The organism is Tenacibaculum caenipelagi, assembly GCF_004363005.1.
Lineage (GTDB): Bacteria > Bacteroidota > Bacteroidia > Flavobacteriales > Flavobacteriaceae > Polaribacter > Polaribacter caenipelagi.
The window spans coordinates 504,209-530,006 of record NZ_SNYH01000001.1 but is presented as its reverse complement, the minus strand read 5'-3'; the positions used below and the strand labels follow the sequence as shown (position 1 = coordinate 530,006).

Genomic DNA, 25,798 nt, shown 5'->3' with positions numbered 1-25,798 from the left:
TTTTCTTAGTAAGCGTCTTCATGTACAGCTTTGATTGCTCTACCAGAAGGTTCGTTTTGGTTTTGAAAGCTTATATCCCAAGCTAATGCTGTAGGTGTACTACAAGCAATTGAAGGAACTGACGGGACAGTTAAAGCAGCAGTTTCACTCGGAAAATGCTCTTCAAATATTGAACGATAATAATATTCTTCTTTAGCTCTTGGTGTTTGAGTAGGAAAACGGTATGAGGCATTTGCCATCATTTCATCAGTAACCGCAGCTTCAACAACTTCTTTTAAGGTGTCAATCCAGTTATAGCCTACTCCGTCAGAAAATTGTTCTTTTTGTCTCCAAGCGACTTCTTTTGGTAAGTAACTTTCAAAAGCTTTACGTAACACCCATTTTTCCATGCGTTCACCGTTAATCATTTTATCTTCTGGGTTAATACGCATCGCAACATCCATAAATTCTTTATCCAAGAAAGGAACACGACCTTCAATTCCCCAAGCCATTAAACTTTTGTTTGCTCGTAAACAATCGTATTGATATAGCTTATCTAATTTGCGCACTGTTTCTTTGTGGAATTCATCAGCATCTGGTGCTTTATGGAAGTATAAATACCCTCCAAAAAGTTCGTCAGCACCTTCACCAGATAATACCATTTTTATTCCCATTGATTTAATAACACGAGCCATTAAATACATAGGAGTTGATGCACGAACTGTTGTTATATCGTAGGTTTCTAAGTTGTAAATCACATCTCTTATAGCATCGAGTCCTTCTTGAATTGTAAAAGTGATTTCATGATGAATAGTACCTATATGTTTAGATACCTTTTTAGCAGCTGCTAAATCAGGGGAACCTTCTAAACCTATAGAAAATGAGTGTAATTGAGGATACCAAGCAGCATCTTTATCATCAGACTCTACACGTTTAGCTGCATATTTTTTAGCAATTGCTGAGGTAATAGAAGAATCTAATCCGCCTGAAAGTAAAACACCGTAAGGTACGTCACTCATTAACTGACGGTGCACAGCAGCCTCTAAAGCATCGCGTACTTCATCAATAGAGGTTAGGTTGTCTTTAACAGCTTCATATTCCATCCAGTCACGAGAGTACCATTTTTGTAAACCATCTTCACGTGTATAATAATGTCCCGGAGGAAAAACTTCAATCTTGTTGCAAACTCCTTCTAAAGCCTTTAATTCAGAAGCAACATAAAAAGTACCATGTTTATCCCATCCCATATACAGGGGAATGATTCCCATATGGTCGCGGGCAACTAAATATTCATCAGTAATTGAATCATATACTGCGAAACCAAAAATTCCGTTTAAATCATCTAAAAACTCAACACCTTTTTCTTTGTATAAAGCCAAAATAACTTCACAGTCAGATTTTGTTAAAAACTCATGTTGTTCTTTTAGTTGTTTTCTAATTTCTTTGTGGTTGTATATTTCTCCGTTGGCAGCTAAGACAAATCGACGGTCATGACTAAATAAAGGTTGCTGACCCGAAGCAGGATCAACAATAGCTAGTCGTTCATGAGCCATTATTGTTTTTTCATCACTATAAATTCCACTCCAATCTGGACCTCTATGACGAACCTTCTTCGCCATTTCTAATATTTGAGGTCTTAATTTCTCAGACTTCTCTTTCAAATCGAAAGCACATACAATTCCACACATAATTTTATATTTTGTATCCTTAACCTGTTTAGGATGTAATTATTGATTCGTTTTATTTACAATGCAAATAACTAGATGTTGTTTGTTTTTATAAATTAGAATCAGGTAAATGGTTTTAAATTATAAGTTATATTGTTTGTTTTTGTTTAAAATGTAAATATTTTTTACAAAAAAGTACATGAAAGGTTATAGTTTTAAGGTTGAAAAAAATAAATTGAAAGAAACTTTGTAAAAATCAAAATCACTTTATACATTTGTGCCATAATGATGAATCAACAATTAAATAACTGGTGGTGGAAAACTCATAACTTACGTTAGTGAGACCATCTTGTTATATCTATAATACAACGAAAAGGCTTATCTCATGATAAGCCTTTTTTGTTTTTATACATCAAACTAAAATGAAAAAAATAAAATTTAAAACAATAGCAAAAAAACAATTGGCAGATATGGTTACGCCAGTGAGTTTGTACTTAAAAACAAGAGATAAGTATGCAAATAGTTTGCTATTAGAAAGTTCAGATTATCATAGTAAAGAAAATAGTTATTCGTTTTTATGTATAGAACCTTTGGTGACAATTAAGGCAGAAAATGATGAATTGTTATTGGTTTATAAAAAAGAAGAAAAGAAAAGGGAATCGATTCAAAGAGATTTTTATAAGAAGTTTGATGCTTACAGTAATTTAATAGAAGTTGATTGTTCAGAAGAGATTAAATCATTCAACGGGTTGTACGGTTACACAACTTTTGATGCTGTACAATATTTTGAGACAATCCTGTTTAACTCTAAAAAGGCTTCTTCTGAAATACCATTGTTGCAATACAGTTTTTTCCGATTTATTGTAGCAATTAATCATTTTAAAAATGAAATGATTTTGATTGAAAATATTCCTAATGAAGAAGAATCCCGACTATCTGAAATTGAAAACTTAGTGAATTCTCAGTCGTTTGCCAAATACGATTTTACTTTTCAAGGAGAAGAAACTTCAAACATTACAGATGAAGAGTTTAAACAAAGTGTAACTAAAGCGAAAGAACATTGTAAACGAGGAGATGTTTTTCAGTTGGTACTATCGCGTCAATTTCAACAACAGTTTAAAGGAGATGAATTTAATGTGTATAGAGCTTTGCGTTCCATTAATCCATCACCTTATTTATTCTATTTTGATTATGGAAGTTTTAAGTTAATGGGATCTTCACCAGAAGCACAAATTAAGATTGATGAAGGTCAAGCAGTAATCAATCCTATTGCAGGAACTTTCAGAAGGACAGGTGATGATGAAAAAGATAGAAAGCTAGCAAAAGAGTTGGCAAATGACCCGAAAGAAAATGCAGAACATGTAATGTTAGTTGATTTAGCTCGAAATGATTTAAGTAAACACGCAACCAATGTAACGGTTGAAACCTATAAAGAAGTTCAGTATTTTAGTCATGTAATTCATTTAGTATCAACAGTAACAGGAAAAATCACAGGGAACCCGATAGAAATTGTAGGAGATACATTTCCTGCAGGAACATTAAGTGGTGCCCCAAAATATAAAGCTATGGAATTAATAGATACCTATGAAAACCAAACTCGTGGATTTTATGGTGGATGCGTTGGTTTTATTGGTTTAAACGGAAATGTAAATCAAGCTATAGCGATTCGTTCTTTTGTAAGTAAAAATAATACCTTGTTTTATCAAGCAGGAGCAGGAATAGTAATCAACTCAAAAGAGGAAAACGAATTACAAGAAGTAAATAACAAATTAGCAGCATTAAAAAAAGCATTAGTGTTAGCAGAAAACATATAAGATGGATATACTAATTTTAGATAATTACGACTCATTTACCTACAATCTGGTACATTATGTAGAAGATATCACAGGAAAGTTGCCTGATGTGTATCGTAATGACGAAATTTCTGTAGAAGAAATTAAAAATTATGATGCTATTATTCTATCACCAGGACCAGGGATTCCTGATGAAGCAGGTATTTTAAAAGAAACCATAAAAACGTATGCAGGGAAAATTCCAATTTTTGGGGTGTGTTTAGGCTTACAAGCAATAACTGAAGTTTTTGGAGGTGAAATAGAAAACTTAAATGATGTTTTTCATGGGGTAGCTACCGAAATGAAAGTGACAAAAAATAACACAGTTACCTTTAAAGATATTCCAGAAACATTTGATGCCGCACGTTACCATTCCTGGATTGCTTCTCATACTAATTTTCCAGAGGAATTAGAGGTGACAGCAATTGATGAAGACGGAAGTATTATGGCATTACGTCATAAAGAATTTGCTATTGAAGCAGTACAGTTTCATCCAGAAAGTATCTTAACGCCAGAAGGTAAAAAGATGATTCAGAATTTTATAGAAAGTGTAAATAAATAATGTCATTTCGAACGAAGTGAGAAATCTGTTAAAAGAGAGTCAACTTATTCTGTAGAAAACAAAAAAGAAATGAAAAAAATATTAAACACTCTATTTGAACAAAAACGATTGACTAAAGAGCAGTCGAAAGAAGTATTGCTAAACATTGCACAAGAAAAATACAATGCTTCACAAATAGCCGCATTTATTACCGTGTTTTTAATGCGTCCAGTTTCAGTAGATGAATTATCGGGGTTTAGAGAAGCTTTATTAGAATTAGCAATAAAAGTAGATCTATCGGATTTTAATACTATTGATCTGTGTGGAACAGGAGGTGATGGAAAAAACACGTTCAATATCTCAACATTAACTTCATTTATTGTAGCAGGAACAGGACATAAAGTCGCAAAACATGGAAATTATGGGGTTTCTTCTGCTTCAGGATCATCTAATATGTTGGAGTTTTTAGGGTACAACTTTACAAATGATGAAATCACTTTGAAGAGACAGTTAGACGAAGCAAACATTTGTTTTTTACATGCCCCATTATTTCATCCAGCGATGAAGGTGGTGGCTCCTATCCGCAGAGAATTAGGAGTAAAAACATTTTTTAATATGTTGGGACCGTTGGTAAACCCAAGTCAACCACAAAATCAGTTAGTAGGAGTATTTAATTTAGAGGTTGCAAGAGTATACAACTATATGTTGCAACAATCTAACGTAAACTATGGAGTGGTACATGCGTTAGATGGTTATGATGAAATTTCATTAACAGGAGATTTTAAATTATTTACTAAAGAAGCTGAGCAACAAGTTTCTCCATCTGATTTAGGACAAAAGCAAATTGTTCCTTCCTCTATTTTTGGAGGAAATAGCGTTAATGAAGCTGCTGAAATATTTGTGAATATTATTAAAGGAAAAGGAACAGAAGCACAAAATAATGTAGTATTAACAAATGCTGCATTTGCCTTAAAAACCTTTGATAAACAGAAGAGTTTTGAAACTGCTTTTGAAGAGGCGAAAGACTCTTTGTTAGGTTTAAAAGCAAAACAATCGTTAGAAAAATTAGTAAATTAAAATATAAAGCCGTCATTCCGAACGGACACTGAGCGTAGTCGAAGTGGTAGTGAAGGAATCTTTCAGTAAAAGAAGATAATTTAGATTGCTTCACTTTGTTCGTAATAACAAAAAGAATACAAGATGACTATTTTAGATAAAATAATAAATTTCAAAAAACAAGAAGTAGCAAAAATAAAAGCTGAGGTTCCAGTTAAAAAATTAGTTGAAAGTCCTAATTTTAAAAGACAGCCAATTTCACTAAAAAAATCATTATTAGATCCGTATTCAACAGGAATTATAGCTGAATTCAAACGTCAATCACCTTCTAAAGGGATTATTAATGATAAAGTTACATTGTCTGAAGTTGTTGAAGGATATTTAGATGCTAACGTTGCTGCTTTATCAATTTTAACAGATACTTCATTTTTTGGAGGAACCATGGCAGATTTGATGGAAGCAAGAGCTCTCAATGAGCAAAAACCAATTTTAAGAAAAGATTTTATTGTTGACGGATTCCAAATCGTAGAAGCTAAGGCTATTGGAGCCGATGTAATTTTATTAATAGCTACTTGCTTAACAGCGCAAGAATTAAAAAACTACGGGCAATTAGCTAATGATTTAGGCTTAGAGGTCTTGTATGAAATCCATACTCAGGAAGATTTAGATAAAATAGGAGACTTAGATAATAAAATCATAGGAATTAACAATAGAAACTTAAAAACATTTGAAGTGGATTTAGAACACTCAATAAAGTTAGCAAATCAAATTCCAGCAAGTGCAATAAAAGTTTCTGAAAGTGGAATTTCTAATCCAAGAATAATAACAGGGTTAAAAGAATATGATTTTCAAGGTTTTTTAATAGGTGAAAACTTTATGAAGACAGAAAATCCAGGACAAGCATGTCAAGAGTTTATCAATCAAATTAGATAATATGAAACTGAAAATTTGTGGTATGACCTCAGTAGAAAATATTCAGCAAGTAGCTGAATTACAACCTGATTATCTTGGGTTTATTTTCTATGAAAAATCGCCGAGAAATTTTGAAGGAATTATTCCAGAATTACCTAGTGAAATTAAAAAAGTTGGTGTTTTTGTTAATGAGTATGTAGAAATAGTAGTTTCATTGATTGAAGAGTATCGATTGGATGTAGTTCAGTTACATGGAGATGAAACGATCGATTATATAAAAGAGTTAAAACAATATTTACCAAAAGTAGAAATTATCAAGGTATTTGGAATTAAAGACGAATTTAATTTTGAGATTTTGAAACCCTATGAAGAGGAGATAGACTATTTTTTATTTGACACTAAAGGAAAAGAGCGAGGAGGAAATGGAGAAGTGTTTAATTGGGGAATTTTAAAAAATTACAATTCGACAAAACCTTACTTTTTAAGTGGAGGAATAGGTTTAGCTGAAGTAGCTGAATTACAATCCTTTTTTAAAAGAAAAGAATCACAATACTGTCATGTAATTGATGTGAATAGCAAGTTTGAAACCAAACCAGGAGTGAAATCAGTAGAGAAATTAAAGAAGTTAAAAAAAAATATTAGTTAAAAAGAGTTAAGAGTTAAGTGTCATTTCGAACGAAGTGAGAAATCTCTCTATAGCTAAATAACATACGGCAAGAAGATGAAATTTCAACCAGACAATAACGGTTATTACGGACAATTTGGAGGAGCATTTATTCCTGAATTATTGTATCCAAACGTAAAAGAATTAGAAGATAACTATATACAAATTATAGAATCTGAATCTTTTCAAAAAGAATATAAAGATTTATTGAAGCATTATGTTGGACGCCCGAGTCCGTTGTATTTAGCGAAACGATTATCGCAAAAATACGGAGCAACTATTTATTTAAAACGAGAAGATTTAAACCATACGGGAGCACATAAGGTAAATAACACGATTGGTCAGATTTTAATAGCAAAGCACTTAGGGAAAACGAAAATTATTGCTGAAACAGGTGCTGGACAACATGGTGTTGCCACAGCAACGGTTTGTGCTTTAATGGATTTGGAATGTGTTGTTTTTATGGGAGAAACTGATATCAAGCGTCAAGCACCAAATGTAGCTCGAATGAAAATGCTAGGAGCAAAAGTAGTGCCTGCCACTAGTGGAAGTAAAACGCTGAAAGATGCTACAAACGAAGCCATTCGTTATTGGATTCAACATCCAGATACCTATTATTTAATTGGTTCAGTGGTAGGTCCACATCCTTATCCAGATATGGTAGCTCGTTTACAAGCGGTCATTTCAGAAGAAATGAAAGTGCAGTTGAAAGAACAAACAGGTAAAGAAAATCCTAATACTATTATAGCTTGTGTGGGAGGAGGAAGTAATGCTGCAGGTGCTTTTTATCATTATTTAGAAGACGAAGAAGTTGAATTAATTGCTGTTGAAGCAGCAGGATTAGGAGTAGATTCAGGAGAAAGTGCAGCAACTTCACAATTAGGAGAAGTAGGTGTAATTCATGGAAGTAAAACTATTTTAATGCAAGATGAATATGGACAAATTATAGAGCCTTATTCAATTTCAGCAGGATTAGATTACCCAGGGGTTGGTCCTTTACATGCCTTTTTGCACGAAACTAAACGAGCAATGTTTATGAACGCTACTGATAAAGAAGCGTTAGCCGCTGCTTACGAATTGACAAAAATAGAAGGAATTATTCCTGCACTAGAAAGTGCACATGCCTTGGCGGTATTACCAAAAATGAACCTACAAAAAGATCAAGTGGTTGTGGTGAATTTATCAGGAAGAGGAGATAAAGATTTAGAAACATATATTAAACATTTAGAGTAATCTGCAATTCTGAACGAAGTGAGAAATCTCAGAGAAAATAGGTTTAAAAACATAGCGCAACAATGAACTCAATCCAAAATATATTCAATCAAAAAGAGAACGATTTATTATCAATATTCTTTACCGCAGGTTTTCCAAAATTAGATGATACTACAAAAATCATTACTGAACTAAGTAATACGGAAGTAGATTTTATAGAGGTAGGTTTGCCATATTCTGATCCGTTAGCAGATGGACCAACTATTCAACATAGTAGTGATATAGCACTAAAAAATGGCATGAACCTCGATGTGGTTTTTGAACAATTATCTTCTATAAAAGATACGAACAAAACTCCTTTGGTATTAATGGGGTATGTAAATCAGATTATAAAATACGGAGAAGATAGGTTTTGTCAAAAAGTAAAAGATTGTGGAATTGATACCGTGATTATTCCAGATTTACCAATGGTTGAATACGAAAATCATTATCAGCAATTATTTGACAACTATGGAATAACCAATGTGTTTTTAATTACACCACATACTTCCGAAGAACGAATTCGTAAGATTGATAGTTTAACCAAAGCTTTTATTTATATGGTTGCCTCGGCTTCTATAACTGGAGCTAAAGGAGAAATTTCCGAAGAACAGATAGGTTATTTTAGAAGAATTCAAAATATGAATTTAAAAAGTAAACTCATTGTAGGTTTTGGAATCTCCAATCAAAAAACATTTTCCACTGCCTGCGAATATGCAAATGGAGCAATTATAGGTTCAGCTTTTATAAGGAATTTAGATAAAGATGGAGTAAAAGGAGTATCTGACTTTATTTCAAATGTTAAGAAGTGTTAATGTATTGCTAATTTTAGTGAAAATATAGTTGTAAAGAATTAATTTGGTCATTCTAAAATTACAAATAAGATGACCCAAAAGATATTTTTAGTGCTGGCATTGTTAGCAAGTAACTTCTTGTCAGCTCAACAAGCTTTAATACGTAAACCTGCCATTAGCCCTGATGCTTCTCAAATGGCCTTTAGTTATTATGGTGATATTTGGTTGTATAATTTTAATAATCAACAAACAAAAAGACTCACTATTAATAAAGGGTATGAAAGTAACCCTGTATGGAATAATGAAGGGACTGAAATAGCATTTTCATCTGATAGAAAAGGAAATGATAATGTATTTATTACTTCTGTAAATGGGGGAGTTCCTAAACAGTTAACTTATTACCCTACAGATAACACTCCGACTGATTGGAGAAAAAATGGAGATGTTGTATTTACAACACGTCGAGTACTTAGAGGTCCAGAGTGGGATGCTCAAATGTATGTGGTAAATGAAGAAGGGGAAACACCACGTCGTTTACTAACGGCATATGGTGAAATGGCAACGGTGTCTCCTAACGGGAAATTAATTGCTTTTACCAAAGGAGCTTGTCGTATTTCTCGAGAAGATTATACAGGTTCAGCACAACGAGATATTTGGATATATAACACAGAAACAAACCAATATAATCAGATAACAACTAGTAATAAAAATGACCATTCACCAGCTTGGGATGCAGAAGGGAACTTGTATTATATAGGAGCTGAGAGTGGACGTTATAATATTTATAAACAAGTGATTTCAGCTAATGGAACTGTAAGTGGGATAGCAACTCAATTAACAAAACACACAAAAGACGGAGTTCGTACTTTTTCAGTTAGTAATAATGGAACTATTGTATACTTAAGTGGAGTTGATACCTATAAATTAGAGGAAGGAAAAGTTCAGAAAATTAGGCTAAATATTGTGTCGGATAATCGTTTTGCGGAGGAAGAAACTAAAACCGTTACAAACGAAATTAACAGTTATGCAGTTTCGCCAAATGGAAAAAATATTGCAGTTGAAATTAATGGAGAGATCTTTGTAAAAGAAAATAACAAAGAAAAGAAGCATTCAAACAATGTAAGTAAGCACCCATATAGAGATATAAACCCACAATGGTTAGATGATAAAACAGTTGTTTTTTCATCAGATAGAGAAGGAGTGTATCAATTATACAGTGTTGTGTCAACTGATACTTTGGTAGGCTTACAGCGCAGTTTAAAAACAAAAGTTTCTAAACTAACAAATAGTAAAGAAGATATTGAATATTCTTTAGTTTCACCTGATGGTAAAAAAATAGCGTATCAGGTAGGAAGAGGAGTTTTAATGATTGCTGATGTTAAAAAAGGAAAGATAACAAATGCTAAAGAGTACTCTAATTCTTGGGCAGCAGCAACAGGAGTATCATGGAGTCCAGATAGTAAATACATTGCTTATTCTCAGGAGGATTTAAATTTTGATAGTGAAATTTTTATTCAATCTATAGAAAATCCATCTACCAAAATGAATGTGTCTATGCATCCAAGAAGTGATCGTAATCCTGTTTGGAGTGCTGATGGGAAAAAATTAGCATTCTTATCGAATAGAAATGGAATCAATTATGATGTATGGATGGTTTGGTTAGAAAAATCAGATTGGGAAAAAACGAAGTTAGATCACGAAGAAGGGGCATATTATCCAGAGAGAAAAGAAGAAGAATCTGAGGGTAAAGATGATAAAAAAAGTAAGAAAAAGAAGAAAGAAGTAATTGTAAAAATTGATGCAGATAAGATTTATGATCGTTTAGTACAGGTAACATCTTTACAAGACGATGAATATAGTCCTGTGTTTAGTGCTGATAGTGATTTTATTTATTTTTCAGCAACCGATCCAGCAACTAAAAAAAGAAGTACTTACAAGGTAAAATGGGATGGAAGCAAGCCTAAATTAGTAAAAGGAATAACAAATGCAGGTAATTTTACTGATAGCAAAGGAAAAATTTATTTTATATCTAAAGGAAAGTTAGCTCAATTAGATACAAAGTCAGATAAAGTTACTAATCTACCTCATAGTGCTACCTATACGATAGATCAAAAAAAATTATATCAACAAATTTTTGAAGAAGGTATTCGTGCATTAACAGCTGGGTTTTACGATCCAGAGTTCCATGGGTATAACTGGAATGCTTTGGTGAAAAAATACAAGCCTTGGGTATTATCAGCAACGACACATGAAGATTATGAGTATATGTATAACCTACTTTTAGGGCAGTTAAATGCGAGTCACATGGGGTATCGTGGTCGTGGACCAAGAAATACAAGTGATAAAGTAGGAGTATTAGGATTAGAAGTAGAGAACACTAAAAAAGGAGTTAAGGTTTCTTATGTGTTACCAAATTCAGTAGCAGATAAATCAACCAGTAAGTTAAAAGTAGGAGATATTATCTCAGCTGTTAACGGACAAGAAATTAAAAGAAATACAAATTTCTACAGTTTACTAAAGAATACGCAATCGAAAGAGATTTTATTGAGTTTAGATAATGGTAAAGAAGTAGTATTACGTCCAGAAAAATCATTAAGAAGGTTACAATATGAAGAATGGGTGAATTCTAGAAAGAAGTTGGTAGATGAATATTCTAATGGTCAATTAGGATATATTCATATTCAAGGAATGAATATGCCAAGTTTTGAGCGTTTTGAACGTGAATTAAAAGCAAGTGGTTATGGTAAAAAAGGAATTGTAATTGATGTTCGCTATAATGGTGGAGGTTGGACTACCGACCGATTAATGGCAGTGTTAAATGTAGATCAACATGCATACACGGTTCCAAGAGGAGCAGCAAAAAGCTTAAAAAATCATAAAAAGTTTAAAGAGAACTATCCGTTTAATGAAAGAGCTATTTTATCGGTAAATACAAAACCAATGGTGGCTTTATGTAATGAAAATAGTTATTCAAACGCTGAAATTTTTTCACATGCATTTAAAAACTTAGGTTTAGGAAAATTAGTGGGGCAACCAACCTTTGGAGCAGTAATTTCTACAGGAGGTAAACGTTTACAAAATGGAATGATTCGTATGCCTTTTAGAGCATGGTATGTAAAGAAAACAGGTGAGAATATGGAGAATGAAGCACCAGCAGTACCAGATTATTTGGTGAAGAATGCACCAGGATGGAAAGCTAGAGGAGAAGATGCTCAATTAAAGAAAGCAGTTGAGGTGTTGTTACAGGATATAAAATAGCAATAACAAATCATCGAAAATATCAAGCGTAGAGTTTAAACTCTACGCTTTTTTTATTACTATTTTTGCCAAATGATGCAGGTTACAGAACAAGAGTTGTTAGAAAAGTTAAAAGTAAATTTTGGTTACGATAGTTTTCGCTTAGAACAACAAACTATTATTGAAAATATTTTATCAAAAAAAGATACGTTGGTTATTATGCCTACGGGTGGAGGAAAGTCTATTTGTTATCAATTACCAGCATTGTTTTTTGAAGGAATTACCTTAGTGATTTCTCCATTAATAGCTTTGATGAAAGATCAAGTGGATAGCTTGAAAGCTAACGGAATTCCAGCTACTTTTTACAATAGTAGTCAATCAACCGAAGAACAAGAAGCGGTTTTTGAGGCTGTAATTAATAAAAAAATCAAATTGCTATATGTGGCTCCTGAGAGTTTGTCCTTGCTTCAAAATATATTGAATCAAACATATATTAGTTGTATTGCGATTGATGAAGCTCACTGTATTTCTGCGTGGGGGCACGATTTTCGTCCTTCGTATAAACAATTAGCATTTTTAAAAAAATCATTACCTGAAGTTCCTATAGTTGCATTAACGGCTACAGCAGATAAAGCAACGCAACAAGATATTTTAGAGCAATTAGCCGTACCTAATGCTACGCAGTTTATTAGTTCTTTTAATAGAGAGAATATAGCGTTAGAAGTTCGTCCTGCAAATGATAGAGTGCAACAAATCATTAAGTTTATTAAGAAACGACCTAATGAAACAGGTATTATTTATTGTTTGAGCAGAAAAGCTACAGAGCAATTAGCTAGTAAACTGCAACAAAATAATATTGAAGCGAAAGCATATCATGCGGGATTATCTTTTGAGGAAAGAGCTAAAACACAAGAGGCTTTTATCAAAGATGATTGTGAAGTCATTTGTGCTACTATTGCTTTTGGAATGGGAATTGACAAGTCAAACGTTCGTTGGGTAATTCACTATAATATGCCTAAAAATATTGAAGGTTATTATCAAGAAATTGGACGTTCAGGTCGTGACGGTTTACCTGCAAAAGCCTTGTTATTTCACAGTTATGCAGATGTTATTCAGTTGCGTCAGTTTATAGAGAATACCGGAAATAAGGAAGTGCAAGAGGCAAAATTAGAACGTATGAAGCAATTTGCTGAAGCTACAGTTTGTCGAAGAAAAATATTGCTTAGTTATTTTGGAGAATTAATTGAAGAAAACTGCGGAAATTGTGATGTGTGTAAGAACCCGCCGCAGTTTTTTGATGGTACTGTTATCGCGCAAAAAGGACTATCAGCTATTTATCGATTACAAGGAAAAGAAGCTATGGGGACTGTAATAGATGTGCTAAGAGGAGCAAAAAACGCTGGGGTTTTAGACAAGAATTATCAAACGTTAAAAACCTATGGAGTTGGAAAAGATATTTCGTGGAGAGATTGGCAGCATTATTTAATACAGTTAACAAACCAAGGTTATTGTCAAATCGCTTTTCATTTAAATAATAGCTTACAACTTACCGATTTTTCAACTAAAGTGCTCTTTGAAGGAGAAAAAGTACAGTTAACTACTCCAGTTGAATTTCAGAAAGAAGTACAAACAGTAACAAAAGAGAAGAAGAAAAAAGCGGTTAAAGATACATTATTTGAGCGTTTGCGAAAACTACGTTATCGTATTGCTCAAGAAGAAGATATAGCAGCCTATTTGGTGTTTAATGATGCTACACTTAAAGAAATAGAAAGAGAAAGGCCACAGTCCGATGAAGAGTTTTTGGCAATAAGCGGAGTAGGACAACGAAAATTAGAAGTGTATGGAGCTGAGTTTATGGAAGAGATTAAAACTTTTTTAAACGAGAAGAAGCGGACTAAAAAAGACACTACTTTAGAGACTTTTAAGTTGTATAAAGAAGGTTTTACAGTCGAAGAGATAGCTGAAAACCGTGGACTAAAACCTGCCACTATTTTTTCTCACCTATCTAAGTTATACCTAGAAGGAAAAGACGTGAGTTTGGATGAGTTTATCGAGGCAGATACGTTAGCTTTGGTAGCAAATGCCAAAAAAGTTTTGAAAAATGAAACTACTTTAAAGCCCTATTTTGAGTTTTTGGGAGAGAAAGTTTCGTATGAAAAAATACGAGTTGGGCTGACCATTTTACAAAGGAAAAGATAGGTTGTTATGAGTGAGAACCATCTTCCTGTCGATGCTAATTCAGACGCTATTTTAAACTTAAAAGAGAAAATTAATGCGTTAAAAACTAAGATTGAAGCAATTGAGACTAAGTTATTTCCTTTTGAACAATCGTTACGAAATGAAATAGCCGATTTGTTAATAGAAGAAAGAGAATTAACGGTTTTATATAAGGAGCAAAAGAAAGCTAAAAAAGAGAAAAGGTTAGAGCAAAAGCGGAAAGGTAAAAATTACAAAGAACCTACAGGTATTGTACCCATTTCAAAAAAAGAAGTAGCAGAAAAAACAAATCAAAAAGAGAAGAAAAGATTATATAAAGAGGCAATGTTGTATGTGCATCCTGATAAATTTTCAATGCAAGAAAATGAGCAACAAAAGGCATTAGAAACAACAACAAAGCTAATAGAAATATATCAAAACGGAAGCTTAGAAGAGTTAGAAGCTTTTCATGCACATATCTTTGGAGGTAATACGATGATGAATTTTAATAAAGATATTTCATTAGTTAAGAAAACAACTAGTAATGCTACTTATTTAAAAAATGAGATTGAGCGTTTAGAAAATCAACTAACTGACTTGTTAGATAGTTATACCTACAAAGTTTTAACAACGTACAAAAATCCTATGTCATTTGTCGATGAATTGAAAGTGTATTATGACGATAGGATTTTTAAACTCCGTAAACGAACTAGAACAAAAAAGAAACCTCTTAGAAATTTCTAAGAGGTTTCTTTATACTTATTTGCAAACATTGTTTGTTTACATGTTTCGTCTGTATTGACCACCAACTTCAAACAATGAAGCAGTAATTTGACCCAACGAACAAACTTTGGTAGCGTCCATTAACTTTTCAAAAAGATTTTGATTGTTAATTGCAGCCGATTGCATTTCAGATAAAAGTTGCTCTATTTTATCTTCATGAGCTTTATTTAAGTTCTCTTTTGTTTTGATTTGGAATTGTTTTTCTTCCTCAGTAGCTCGAATCACTTCTTGCGGAGTAACTGTTGGAGAACCTTTAGAACTTAAGAAGGTGTTTACTCCAATAATTGGGAACTCACCTGTATGTTTTAAGGTTTCATAATATAAACTCTCTTCTTGAATTTTAGAACGTTGGTACATGGTTTCCATCGCTCCTAATACACCACCACGTTCCGTAATTCTATCGAACTCAGTTAATACCGCTTCCTCAACTAAATCAGTTAATTCTTCAATAATGAATGAACCTTGAATTGGGTTTTCGTTTTTAGCCAATCCTAATTCTTTATTAATAATTAATTGAATTGCCATGGCTCTACGAACAGACTCTTCAGTTGGAGTTGTAATTGCTTCATCATAGGCATTCGTATGTAACGAGTTACAGTTGTCATAAATAGCATATAATGCCTGCAGCGTTGTACGAATATCATTAAAATCAATTTCTTGCGCGTGTAAAGAACGTCCAGAAGTTTGAATATGATATTTTAACATTTGTGCTCTTGGATTCGCTCCGTACTTATATTTTAAAGCTTTTGCCCAAATTTTACGAGCTACACGACCAATAACTGCATATTCAGGGTCAATACCATTAGAGAAGAAGAACGATAAGTTTGGACCAAACTTATTAATATCCATTCCTCTTGATAAATAGTATTCTACGTAGGTAAACCCGTTTGCTAAGGTTAAGGCTAACTGCGTAATAGGGTTTGCGCCAGCTTCTGCAATATGATATCCAGAAATAGATACCGAATAGAAATTACGAACATTTTTCTCAATAAAATATTCTTGTACATCTCCCATTAAACGCAAAGCAAATTCCGTAGAGAAAATACAAGTGTTCTGTGCTTGATCTTCTTTTAAAATATCTGCTTGAACCGTACCGCGAACTTGTGCTAAAGTATTCGCTTTAATTTCAGCGTATACATCTGCAGGTAAGATTTGATCACCTGTAACACCTAATAATAACAAACCTAATCCGTCATTACCTTCAGGAAGTTCTCCATTATATCTAGGACGCTCTAAACCTTTATCGTCGTATAATTCTTTAAGTTTCGCTTCAACCTTTTTCTCTAATTTGTGTTCTTTGATGTATTTCTCACAATTCTGATCAATCGCTGCATTCATAAAGAATCCTAATAACATTGGAGCAGGACCATTAATAGTCATAGAAACTGAAGTCATAGCATGACTTAAATCGAAACCAGAGTATAATTTTTTAGCATCATCTAAACAACAAATAGATACTCCAGCATTACCAATTTTACCATAAATATCAGGTCTGTGTCCTGGATCGTTACCGTATAAAGTAACCGAATCAAAAGCTGTAGAAAGACGTTTTGCTGGCATTCCTAAACTTACATAGTGGAAACGACGGTTAGTACGTTCAGGTCCACCTTCACCAGCAAACATACGTGTTGGATCTTCTCCCGTACGTTTGAAAGGATATAATCCTGAAGCATAAGGGAATTCACCAGGAACATTCTCTTGTAAATTCCAACGTAATAAATCACCCCAAGCTTGGTATTTTGGTAAGGCTACTTTCGGAATTTGAGTGTGTGAAAGTGACTCTGTATGAGTTTCTATTTTAATTTCCTTATCACGTACTTTGAACGAGTATATAGGATCTTTGTATTTTTTTACTTTCTCTTGCCAGTTTAAAATGATTTCCCAGTTATAAGGGTCTAAATCCATTTTAACACGATCAAATTCGGCAATTAAAAGCTTAAGAAAATCTTTGTTTTCTTCTGTTTTGTTAATAGAAGTTTCTTCAATTCCTGATTTATCTAGTACTATTTCAGATTCAGAAACACTTTCAATAGTTTTGAAAATTCCATATAATTTTTGAGCTACTTTTTCTTGCTCATTAACCGTTTTATCATAGGCGCGGTTGTTTTCTGAAATTTCAGATAAATAACGTGTTCTACTAGGTGGAATTACAAATATCTTTTCAGACATCTCTTTTGTAATTTCAAAAGTAGATTGTAAATCAGCTCCAGTTTTTTCAACCAATTTATCCATGATTGCTTTGTACAACGAATTCATTCCTGGATCGTTGAATTGAGATGCAATCGTTCCAAAAACAGGCATGTCATCCATATGAACATCCCATAAGTTGTTGTTACGCATGTATTGCTTTTTTACATCGCGTAAGGCATCTAAAGCTCCTCTTTTATCAAATTTGTTGATGGCTACTAAATCAGCAAAATCAAGCATGTCGATTTTTTCTAGCTGAGTTGCAGCACCAAATTCAGGAGTCATTACATACAAAGAAGTATCAGAATGTTCAATAATCTCTGTGTCAGATTGCCCAATACCTGAAGTTTCTAAAATAATTAGGTCAAACTCCGCTGCTTTTAAAACTTCTACAGCCTCATTTACATATTTTGATAATGCTAAGTTTGACTGACGTGTAGCTAATGAACGCATATACACACGTTCGTTATTAATCGCATTCATACGAATACGGTCACCTAATAAAGCACCACCTGTTTTTCTTTTCGATGGATCTACAGAAATTAATCCGATAGTTTTCTCAGGAAAATCAATTAAGAAACGACGAACTAATTCGTCCACTAAACTCGATTTACCAGCACCACCTGTACCTGTAATTCCTAAAACAGGGGTTTTAGAATTTTTATTTTTTTTGTGAATGGTTTCTAAAGCTTCTTTAGCAACTTCTGGGAAGTTCTCAGCAGCAGAAATTACACGAGCAATACTACCAACTTCTTTATCGGCTAATTTATCTACTTCTCCATTTAATGTATCTCCAATGGCAAAGTCTGATTGTTGAACTAAATCATTAATCATTCCTTGTAATCCCAATTCACGACCATCATCAGGAGAGTAAATACGAGTAATTCCGTAGTCCATCAATTCTTTGATTTCCTCTGGTAGAATTACTCCACCACCACCACCAAATATTTTAATATGTCCAGCTCCTTTTTCTTGCAATAAATCGTACATGTACTTAAAGTACTCGTTGTGTCCACCTTGGTACGAAGTCATAGCAATTGCATTTGCGTCTTCTTGAATAGCACAGTTTACTACTTCTTCAACGCTTCTATCATGTCCTAAGTGAATTACTTCAACCCCAGTAGATTGAATAATTCGGCGCATAATATTAATGGCAGCATCGTGTCCGTCAAATAAGGAAGCTGCGGTTACAATTCGTACTTTGTGTTTAGGTTTATAGGGAGTTATTTGTTCCATTCGTAAATTGTCTTAATTTTCGGGTACGCAATTTACGGAAATCTTAAAAAATAGTTAGATGTTTTAACAATTATAAATAGGAAAGGAAAGCCCACTTTTTTCGAGTGGTGATATATTCCAGATTATTTTCGTTTTGATAAGCTTCTCTCTCAAAACTTATATTGTTATAAGCTAAAGATGATTTACGGTAAATTAGTAGTCTAATAAACCATTCAAGGAAGTAAAAAAGATAAAAGAAAACAATTAACAATTCTAATTGTTGTTTTAAATGAATTTTTTCATGGTTTATTAAAACAGGATTACCTTTTAAGTCTTCTCTTTTTAAAAAGATGAACGGATAGAGTGTTAATCCAGCAAAACCTTTTGGAATTATATGTTTTGAAATAAATATCATAAACCTGTTTATGCAATAAACTAACCAAAGGTACAATTTATTGTAAGCATAGGAGAATAAATAAAGAAACGAAAAAGAATTTTATACTTTTTAAATTCATTTTTTTTAATGGTATAAACTTATATTTGTGCAAACTTCAAAGAAGATGGATTTTTTAACTTTAAAATATAAGAAGAGGATTGAAGCTCAGTATCACAGAGCAGATATCCGCTATCCCTAGCTTTTTCATTTTTTACGCTTATCTATAATCTAAACATTAACAAGTTTTCAAGTTTTTATTGAAAACTCAAAAAACGTATAAAATGACTTTTAAAGAACAAATAAAACAAGGAATACCAGCTATATTACCTCCAAAAAAGGAGTATGATACTACAATAAATCACGCACCAAAGCGTAAGGAAATTTTAACTGATGAAGAGAAAAAATTAGCTTTACGTAATGCGTTACGATATTTTGATAAGCAACACCATGAAGAATTATTACCAGAGTTTGCTGAAGAATTAGAAAAGTACGGACGAATTTATATGTACCGTTTCCGTCCTGACTATAAAATGTATGCGCGTCCTATCGAGGAGTACCCAGGGAAATCTGAACAAGCAAAGGCTATTATGGTGATGATTCAAAATAATTTGGATTACGCAGTAGCGCAACATCCTCACGAATTAATTACCTATGGGGGGAATGGAGCAGTATTTTCTAATTGGGCTCAGTACTTGTTGACCATGAAGTACTTGTCTGAAATGACAAATAAACAAACGTTAGTAATGTACTCAGGGCACCCAATGGGATTATTTCCATCACATAAAGATGCTCCAAGAGTGGTAGTTACAAACGGAATGATGATTCCTAATTATTCAAAGCCAGATGATTGGGAAAAGTTTAATGCTTTGGGTGTAACTCAATATGGGCAAATGACAGCAGGAAGTTACATGTATATAGGTCCACAAGGAATTGTACATGGAACAACGATTACCGTGTTAAACGGATTTAGAAAGATAGGAAAATCACCAGAAGGAAACTTATTTGTTACTGCTGGTTTAGGAGGAATGAGCGGAGCGCAACCGAAAGCAGGAAATATTGCTGGTTGTATTACAGTATGTGCTGAGGTGAATCCAAAAATAACCCAGGTTCGATTAGATCAAGGTTGGATTGATGAAAAAATCACTGATTTAGATGAATTAGTAGTGCGTGTAAGAAAAGCAAAGGAAAACGAAGAAGTTGTTTCGTTAGCTTACTTAGGAAATGTGGTTGATGTTTGGGAGAAGTTTGCTGAAGAAGATGTTTATATCGACTTAGGTTCAGATCAAACGTCATTACACAATCCATGGGCTGGAGGATATTATCCAGTTGATATGTCGTTTGAAGAATCAAATGAGATGATGGCAAACAATCCTGAGTTGTTTAAAGAAAAGGTGCAAGAAACGTTGCGTCGTCATGCAAAAGCAATCAATAAGCATACAGAAAAAGGAACCTATTTCTTTGATTACGGTAATGCTTTTTTATTAGAAGCGAGTAGAGCAGGTGCTGATGTAATGAATGCGAATCCGACTTTAGGAAGAGAGTTCAAGTATCCTAGTTATGTACAAGATATTATGGGGCCTATGTGTTTCGATTATGGTTTTGGTCCTTTCCGCTGGGTATGTACTTCTGGAAAACCTGAAGATTTAGCGAAGACAGATGCTATTGCTTGTAAGGTGTTGGAGAAAATCATGAAAAAATCTCCAGAAGAAATCCAACAGCAAATGGCGGATAATATTCAGTGGATTAAAGGAGCACAAGAAAATAAGTTAGTAGTAGGTTCGCAAGCACGTATCTTATATGCAGACGCTGAAGGGCGTATGAAAATAGCAGAAGCGTTTAATAAGGCAATTAAGAAAGGAAAAATAGGTCCAGTAGTGTTAGGTCGCGATCACCACGATGTTTCAGGAACAGATTCACCATACCGAGAAACATCAAACATTTATGACGGTTCTCGTTTTACAGCAGATATGGCAATTCATAATGTAATTGGAGATAGTTTTAGAGGAGCTACTTGGGTTTCTATCCATAACGGAGGTGGAGTAGGCTGGGGAGAAGTAATCAATGGTGGATTTGGCATGCTTCTTGATGGTTCTAAAGATGCATCAAGACGCTTAAAATCAATGCTTTTCTGGGATGTGAATAACGGAATTGCAAGACGTAGTTGGGCACGAAATGACGAAGCTGTTTTTGCTATCAAACGTGCCATGGAAGCAGAAAAGAAACTGAAGGTTACACTTCCAAACTTAGTAGATGATGCATTATTAGAGAATATGTAAATCCTAAGAAAATGAAAAAAATAAAATTACTAGTATTACCAATCATAGCTTTGTTGGTAACCTCATGTAGCTCGGTAAGAGTAACAACTGATTATGATACCCAAACTAATTTTAATCAGTATAAAACCTTTGCGTTTTATAAAACAGGAATAGACAAAGCACCAATCTCTGATTTGGATAAGAAACGTATTATGCGTGCTATTGAAGCGGAATTGATGGCCAAAGGAATGACTAAATCAGCTTCGCCTGATGTATTGGTAAGTTTATTTACCAAATCACGAGAGCGTATAAATGTGAACGATAATTACTATGGAGGATTTTATTATCCATGGTATTATGGTCCAAGTCCTGTAACCGTTTCTCAATATACTGAAGGAACTTTGTTTATTGATTTGTTAGATGCTAGCAAAAAAGAGTTAGTATGGCAAGGAATAGGTACCGGAGCTTTGAGTACAAGTAGTGTACAACGTAAAGAAGCGCGTATTAAAGAATTTGTAGCCGAAATTATGGCGCAATATCCTCCAAAGGTTAAGTAGTAAAATTATATTTTTGAAATAGAGTAATACGTTAAGGAGGAATATAAAACCTGTTTAACGTATTTTTTTTATGATATTTGTAGTATGAGAAAAGAGATATTAAAACCCACTCCTGATGAGTATTATATCAACGAACAAGGGTATAGAGTTTTTAAAGAAGCATACCATTTACGACGTGGGTATTGTTGTAAGAGTGGCTGTAAACACTGTCCGTATGGATATGATAAAAATACCGATAGTTTCAAATAAATGTGACAAAAATTAGTTTATTGTTTCTAATAGATAAAATCAAACAAGTAAACATGAAAAAAATTACAGTATTCTTTATCGCACTTGCTTTTATTGGCTGTGCAGAATTACAAAAAGTAGTGAATCAATTACCACAAGGAGGAGTGTTAACACAGGAGCAAATTGGAAATGGTTTGCGACAAGCGTTAGATAATGGTATTCAACATCAAGTAAGTAAATTAACGGCTACTGATGGTTTTTACAAAAATGATTTAGTAAAAATTTTATTACCAGAAGAGTTACAAGCTGTTGATAAAGGGTTGCGTAAGATTGGTCTAGGGAATTTAGCTGATGAAGGTTTAAAAGCAATTAATAGAACTGCAGAAGATGCAGTAAAGACAGCTACTCCAATTTTTGTAAACGCTGTTAAAGAAATTACATTCGCTGATGCAAAAAACATATTATTAGGAGCTGACAACGCTGCGACTTCATATTTGGAAGGAAAAACAACAACAGCTTTATACAGTGAGTTTAATCCAGTGATTAAGAATTCATTTGCAAAAGTAGGAGCCGATAAAATATGGTCAAACTTAATCACGAAATATAATAGTATTCCGTTTGTAAAAAAGGTAAATCCAGATTTAACAGATTATGTTACTACCGAAGCTTTAGAAGGAGTGTTTACAATGATTGCGGTAGAGGAAAAAGGAATCCGTGAAAAAGTAGGGTTGAGAGATACAGCATTGTTACGTCAAGTTTTTGCGTTGCAGGACAATAGATAGAAATAGATTCAGAAAAAAATAAACATGTAAGCTCTTGAGAAATCAAGGGCTTTTTTGTTGTTTTAGATAGTAAAAATAGGAAATTCACCCATTTTATATTTTGGGGTATTTTTATTTAGTTGTAAATCAAATAATTATGTATATTTATAAACCACTTAATTTTAATAAGAATGTCAAGAATTAGCCAATTACGCAGGTATAGAATGCATTTAGAAGATAGGTATCGTAAGTTGGTTGAAAGGGCTAATGATTATAAGTATGTAGACGAATGTAAAAGCGATCGCTCAGCATTTAAAGCAATGAAAATCTTGGAAAAACTAAATAGAATTAAATATTTAGATGAAGATTTGTCAAATACTATTATGTAATTTTTTAAAATAATCAAAAGCTTTTAACAACCTACTACCGTACCAAGAAAAAAACTCTCCATCAACCAAAATAAAGGAGGTTTTGTTTGTATACTCCTCTATTTCTAAAATATGTTTCTTTTTAAAAGGAAAAGGCTCTGAAGAAAGTAAGATGAGCTCGGGGTTTTTGTATGAAATATTTTCAATATTTACCTCAGGATATCTTTGCTCATTAGCATAAATATTTTCAAACTTGTTTAACTCAAGTAAATGATTTATAAAAGTATTATTAGCTGCAACCATCCATGGTTTTCTCCAGATAAAATAGGCTGCTTTCCTTGTTTTTTTATTATCTATAAACTTTTTAAAATCTATTATTTTAGATTCTAAGAGATTAATCATTCTGAGAGCTTCAGTTTGTTTGTTAAAAAAACTCCCATATAACGAAATTAATTCTTTAGCATCTGCAAGGGTGTAAATGTCAGAAACATGAGTTATTGCTATTTGCTCACAAGCTTCAACAATTTCTTTGGTGTTTTCTTCTTTATTACATAGGATAATATCAGGGTTCAAGGCTTTTATTACATCAATTTTAATGTTTTTTGTACCTCCTACAATAGTTTTTGTTTTGGTTAAACGCTTAGGGTGAATGCAAAATTTTGTGACACCAACAATTTGATCTTCGAGCCCCAAATCAACTAATAATTCTGTTTGGCTAGGTACTAAAGAAATGATTCGCTTGTAGTTTTTTTTGAAACTCATTACGTAAAAATAATAATTCAATAATAATAGAGATAAGTTGGAAAAGATTATTTCTGTTTTTCTAGTTTTTTATTTTTAAAAGTTAGATTATTTGAAATCAAGAAAAAGGGAGAAATAATATTATTTCTCCCTTTCAGTTATTGGTTTCAATTTAGGGTTCAAAACCCTGCAATTTTATTGCAGCACTTTCAGTTATATAAAAAATTAATACCTTTCAGATATGGAAAGATCAATACGAAAAGGTTCTCATACAGTAAGTAGGTTAACCTGTCATATAGTTTGGGTTACCAAATATCGTTATCAGATATTGAAAGGAGATATACAAGAACGTTGTAGAGATTTACTAGTTCAAATTTGTGATGCAGAAGACGTATCGATTTTAAAAGGAGTAGTTAGTTCAGATCATATTCATATGCATATAGAATATGCACCTAAACAAAGTGAGAGTTACTTAGTAAAGCAACTGAAGGGTAGAAGTTCTCGTAAGCTTCAACAAGAATTTAGAAAGTTAAGCGATCTTTACTGGGGGAAACATTTTTGGGGAGTTGGCTATGGAGTTTGGAGTACAGGCAATATTACAGATGAAATGGTTAACGAATATTTAGAACATCATAGGAAACCGAACATTTTATATTAGAATGAAAAAGGGGACTTTTAGTCCCCAGTATAGTAAACCTCTGTACTTTCAGTACAGAGTGATTTAGTTTATTTTTAGCTATAAGGATTAATTAAAAACATCCTCTAGTTCCTCTATTAATTCATCTAGAAGTTTGTCTAAAGTTGATCCTCCATCGATTAGGCCTTCATTATCTCCAGATGAAGAGATACTAGAGGGCTTAGAAGAACTGTTAGCGCTTTCGGAACTCTTATTTGTTAGTTCTTGTTTTCGTTTTCTGAATGCTTCATCATAGTATCCAAATAATGTTATGTTCAAGGATTGAGAATAGTCATTCATTAAACTTAAACCAGACTCGGCATGTTTTATTGCCATAGTTTCTACTTCGGACTTTGATTGGCTATTAACAGTAATGGTTATAAAAAAGGTTAATAGTAAAATAATTTTTTTCATATAATTTTTTTTAGTTTTTTTGTCTACTCTGTTACATTTTCGACTACCTGTTTTTTTTGTCAGCCAAAAGTAGTGTTTGTCTCCTGTTTTAACAATAGTTTTTTATTAAATATTATGGTTGTATAGTTTGTTGAACACAAGTTTATTAGTAAATAGATTTTTAGTTCTTTTAATAAAAAAGAGCTGTTTTTTATTTATTTAACCCCCATAAGTTCTTGAAAATCTTTCTTGTAACTCTTGCTAACTCTAAAAGTTTTGTTATCATTAATCTTTACATCAGTTTCACCATAATTGGAGGTGATGATTTCATCAATAAAATTTGAATTAATTATTGTAGATCGGTGAATTCTAACAAAAAGATTAGAGTTTAACCTTTTTATAATACTTGATAAAGATTCTCTAAGTAAATATTTTTTATTATCTGTGGTAAAAATTTCGACATAATAACCAGAGGCAGAAATATACTTAATGGCATTTCGTTCTAAGAAAATAATCTTATTACCTGATTTGATGTTAATCTTTGTGCCTTTTACAGGAGTTTCTACAGGTGTGTTTTCTTTTACAAGATCTAAAATGTTGTCCAAGTTGTTGTTGAAGTTAGAACGTTCTTCTATCTTTTTATAACTAATTACTTTTTTTATAGAAGCGTAAAATCGATCTTCTTTTAAAGGTTTCAATAAATAATCGAAAGCAAAATAATCAAAAGCTTTAAGAGCATGCTCATTAGATGAGGCAGTGAAAATAAAAATTGGATTTTTAGGAAGCGTAATCTTTTCTATAATATCAAATCCAGTCATATCGTTTATTTTTGTATCAAGATAAACTACATCAGGATTTAATATGTTAATTTTCTTAATAGCATCTATTCCAGAAGAACATTCACCAACAATTTTTAAAAAACTATACTGATTTACCAGTTTTTTAAATCTTGCTCGAGCCTTACTTTCATCATCAACAATTAGAATTGATATTTCCATTTGCATTTTGTTTTGGGGTAATTATAACAGCCGTATTTAAACTAACCCTAATAAAAGAACAGTTAAATTTT

At 32.8% G+C, this 25,798-nt stretch carries 22 protein-coding genes; 16 read left to right on the top strand and 6 right to left on the bottom strand.

Annotated features, from left to right (window positions below; translation table 11 throughout):
• Nucleotides 1-5 precede the first annotated feature (5 nt).
• Entirely contained in the window at nt 6-1,667 is a 1,662-nt protein-coding gene (asnB, locus tag DFQ07_RS02375) for an asparagine synthase B (RefSeq protein ID WP_133534670.1), read from the bottom strand.
• Nucleotides 1,668-2,068: 401 nt separating this feature from the next.
• Between asnB and DFQ07_RS02370 the strand changes: the two genes are divergently transcribed.
• The 10 genes from DFQ07_RS02370 (at nt 2,069) to DFQ07_RS02325 (ending at nt 14,873) form a co-directional block, all read left to right on the top strand.
• Complete coding sequence (locus tag DFQ07_RS02370) at nt 2,069-3,460, top strand: anthranilate synthase component I family protein (protein ID WP_133534669.1); 1,392 nt, start codon at nt 2,069-2,071, stop codon at nt 3,458-3,460.
• A gap of 1 nt (nt 3,461) precedes the next feature.
• Nucleotides 3,462-4,040 (top strand): anthranilate synthase component II, encoded by a 579-nt coding sequence (locus DFQ07_RS02365; protein WP_133534668.1) that lies wholly within the window; start codon nt 3,462-3,464, stop codon nt 4,038-4,040.
• A 69-nt stretch (nt 4,041-4,109) separates the two neighbouring features.
• Nucleotides 4,110-5,096 (top strand): anthranilate phosphoribosyltransferase, encoded by a 987-nt coding sequence (trpD, locus tag DFQ07_RS02360; protein ID WP_133534667.1) that lies wholly within the window; start codon nt 4,110-4,112, stop codon nt 5,094-5,096.
• Nucleotides 5,097-5,219: 123 nt separating this feature from the next.
• On the top strand, nt 5,220-6,008 hold the full coding sequence (gene trpC / locus DFQ07_RS02355) for an indole-3-glycerol phosphate synthase TrpC (RefSeq protein WP_133534666.1): 789 nt from the start codon (nt 5,220-5,222) through the stop codon (nt 6,006-6,008).
• Between the two features lies 1 nt (nt 6,009).
• Nucleotides 6,010-6,633 carry a phosphoribosylanthranilate isomerase gene (locus DFQ07_RS02350; protein WP_133534665.1) on the top strand — a complete coding sequence of 208 codons (624 nt, stop codon included), beginning with the start codon at nt 6,010-6,012 and terminating at the stop codon, nt 6,631-6,633.
• 75 nt (nt 6,634-6,708) lie between these two features.
• Nucleotides 6,709-7,884 carry a tryptophan synthase subunit beta gene (gene trpB / locus DFQ07_RS02345; protein ID WP_133534664.1) on the top strand — a complete coding sequence of 392 codons (1,176 nt, stop codon included), beginning with the start codon at nt 6,709-6,711 and terminating at the stop codon, nt 7,882-7,884.
• Between the two features lie 62 nt (nt 7,885-7,946).
• The gene (gene trpA, locus DFQ07_RS02340; protein WP_133534663.1) at nt 7,947-8,717 is read left to right on the top strand and encodes a tryptophan synthase subunit alpha; all 771 of its coding nucleotides are present in this window, start codon (nt 7,947-7,949) and stop codon (nt 8,715-8,717) included.
• A 69-nt stretch (nt 8,718-8,786) separates the two neighbouring features.
• Nucleotides 8,787-11,954 carry a S41 family peptidase gene (locus DFQ07_RS02335; protein WP_133534662.1) on the top strand — a complete coding sequence of 1,056 codons (3,168 nt, stop codon included), beginning with the start codon at nt 8,787-8,789 and terminating at the stop codon, nt 11,952-11,954.
• A gap of 72 nt (nt 11,955-12,026) precedes the next feature.
• The gene (gene recQ / locus DFQ07_RS02330; protein ID WP_317126678.1) at nt 12,027-14,132 is read left to right on the top strand and encodes a DNA helicase RecQ; all 2,106 of its coding nucleotides are present in this window, start codon (nt 12,027-12,029) and stop codon (nt 14,130-14,132) included.
• Nucleotides 14,133-14,138: 6 nt separating this feature from the next.
• Entirely contained in the window at nt 14,139-14,873 is a 735-nt protein-coding gene (locus DFQ07_RS02325; protein ID WP_133534660.1) for a hypothetical protein, read from the top strand.
• 36 nt (nt 14,874-14,909) lie between these two features.
• Here the strand turns inward: DFQ07_RS02325 and DFQ07_RS02320 are convergent, their stop codons facing one another.
• The gene (locus DFQ07_RS02320; RefSeq protein WP_133534659.1) at nt 14,910-18,335 is read right to left on the bottom strand and encodes a methylmalonyl-CoA mutase family protein; all 3,426 of its coding nucleotides are present in this window, start codon (nt 18,333-18,335) and stop codon (nt 14,910-14,912) included.
• A 70-nt stretch (nt 18,336-18,405) separates the two neighbouring features.
• Complete coding sequence (locus tag DFQ07_RS02315; protein ID WP_133534658.1) at nt 18,406-18,729, bottom strand: hypothetical protein; 324 nt, start codon at nt 18,727-18,729, stop codon at nt 18,406-18,408.
• Between the two features lie 302 nt (nt 18,730-19,031).
• Between DFQ07_RS02315 and DFQ07_RS02310 the strand changes: the two genes are divergently transcribed.
• The 5 genes from DFQ07_RS02310 (at nt 19,032) to DFQ07_RS02295 (ending at nt 22,940) form a co-directional block, all read left to right on the top strand.
• On the top strand, nt 19,032-21,026 hold the full coding sequence (locus tag DFQ07_RS02310) for a urocanate hydratase (protein ID WP_133534657.1): 1,995 nt from the start codon (nt 19,032-19,034) through the stop codon (nt 21,024-21,026).
• An 11-nt stretch (nt 21,027-21,037) separates the two neighbouring features.
• On the top strand, nt 21,038-21,562 hold the full coding sequence (locus DFQ07_RS02305) for a DUF4136 domain-containing protein (RefSeq protein ID WP_133534656.1): 525 nt from the start codon (nt 21,038-21,040) through the stop codon (nt 21,560-21,562).
• A gap of 84 nt (nt 21,563-21,646) precedes the next feature.
• Complete coding sequence (locus tag DFQ07_RS15475; RefSeq protein WP_166627704.1) at nt 21,647-21,811, top strand: DUF5522 domain-containing protein; 165 nt, start codon at nt 21,647-21,649, stop codon at nt 21,809-21,811.
• 53 nt (nt 21,812-21,864) lie between these two features.
• Nucleotides 21,865-22,572 (top strand): DUF4197 domain-containing protein, encoded by a 708-nt coding sequence (locus DFQ07_RS02300; RefSeq protein ID WP_133534655.1) that lies wholly within the window; start codon nt 21,865-21,867, stop codon nt 22,570-22,572.
• 170 nt (nt 22,573-22,742) lie between these two features.
• Nucleotides 22,743-22,940, top strand: a complete 198-nt coding sequence (locus DFQ07_RS02295) for a hypothetical protein (RefSeq protein ID WP_133534654.1) — start codon at nt 22,743-22,745, stop codon at nt 22,938-22,940.
• Here DFQ07_RS02295 and DFQ07_RS02290 read toward each other — a convergent pair.
• Nucleotides 22,923-23,681 carry an ABC transporter substrate-binding protein gene (locus DFQ07_RS02290; protein WP_133534653.1) on the bottom strand — a complete coding sequence of 253 codons (759 nt, stop codon included), beginning with the start codon at nt 23,679-23,681 and terminating at the stop codon, nt 22,923-22,925. The genes DFQ07_RS02295 and DFQ07_RS02290 overlap by 18 nt on opposite strands.
• Before the next feature lie 220 nt (nt 23,682-23,901).
• Between DFQ07_RS02290 and tnpA the strand changes: the two genes are divergently transcribed.
• Complete coding sequence (gene tnpA, locus DFQ07_RS02285) at nt 23,902-24,318, top strand: IS200/IS605 family transposase (protein ID WP_133534652.1); 417 nt, start codon at nt 23,902-23,904, stop codon at nt 24,316-24,318.
• Between the two features lie 87 nt (nt 24,319-24,405).
• Here the strand turns inward: tnpA and DFQ07_RS02280 are convergent, their stop codons facing one another.
• Together DFQ07_RS02280 and DFQ07_RS02275 are read right to left on the bottom strand one after the other, a co-directional pair.
• On the bottom strand, nt 24,406-24,750 hold the full coding sequence (locus DFQ07_RS02280; RefSeq protein ID WP_133534651.1) for a hypothetical protein: 345 nt from the start codon (nt 24,748-24,750) through the stop codon (nt 24,406-24,408).
• Nucleotides 24,751-24,944: 194 nt separating this feature from the next.
• Nucleotides 24,945-25,727 carry a LytR/AlgR family response regulator transcription factor gene (locus tag DFQ07_RS02275; RefSeq protein ID WP_166627703.1) on the bottom strand — a complete coding sequence of 261 codons (783 nt, stop codon included), beginning with the start codon at nt 25,725-25,727 and terminating at the stop codon, nt 24,945-24,947.
• Nucleotides 25,728-25,798: the final 71 nt, after the last annotated feature.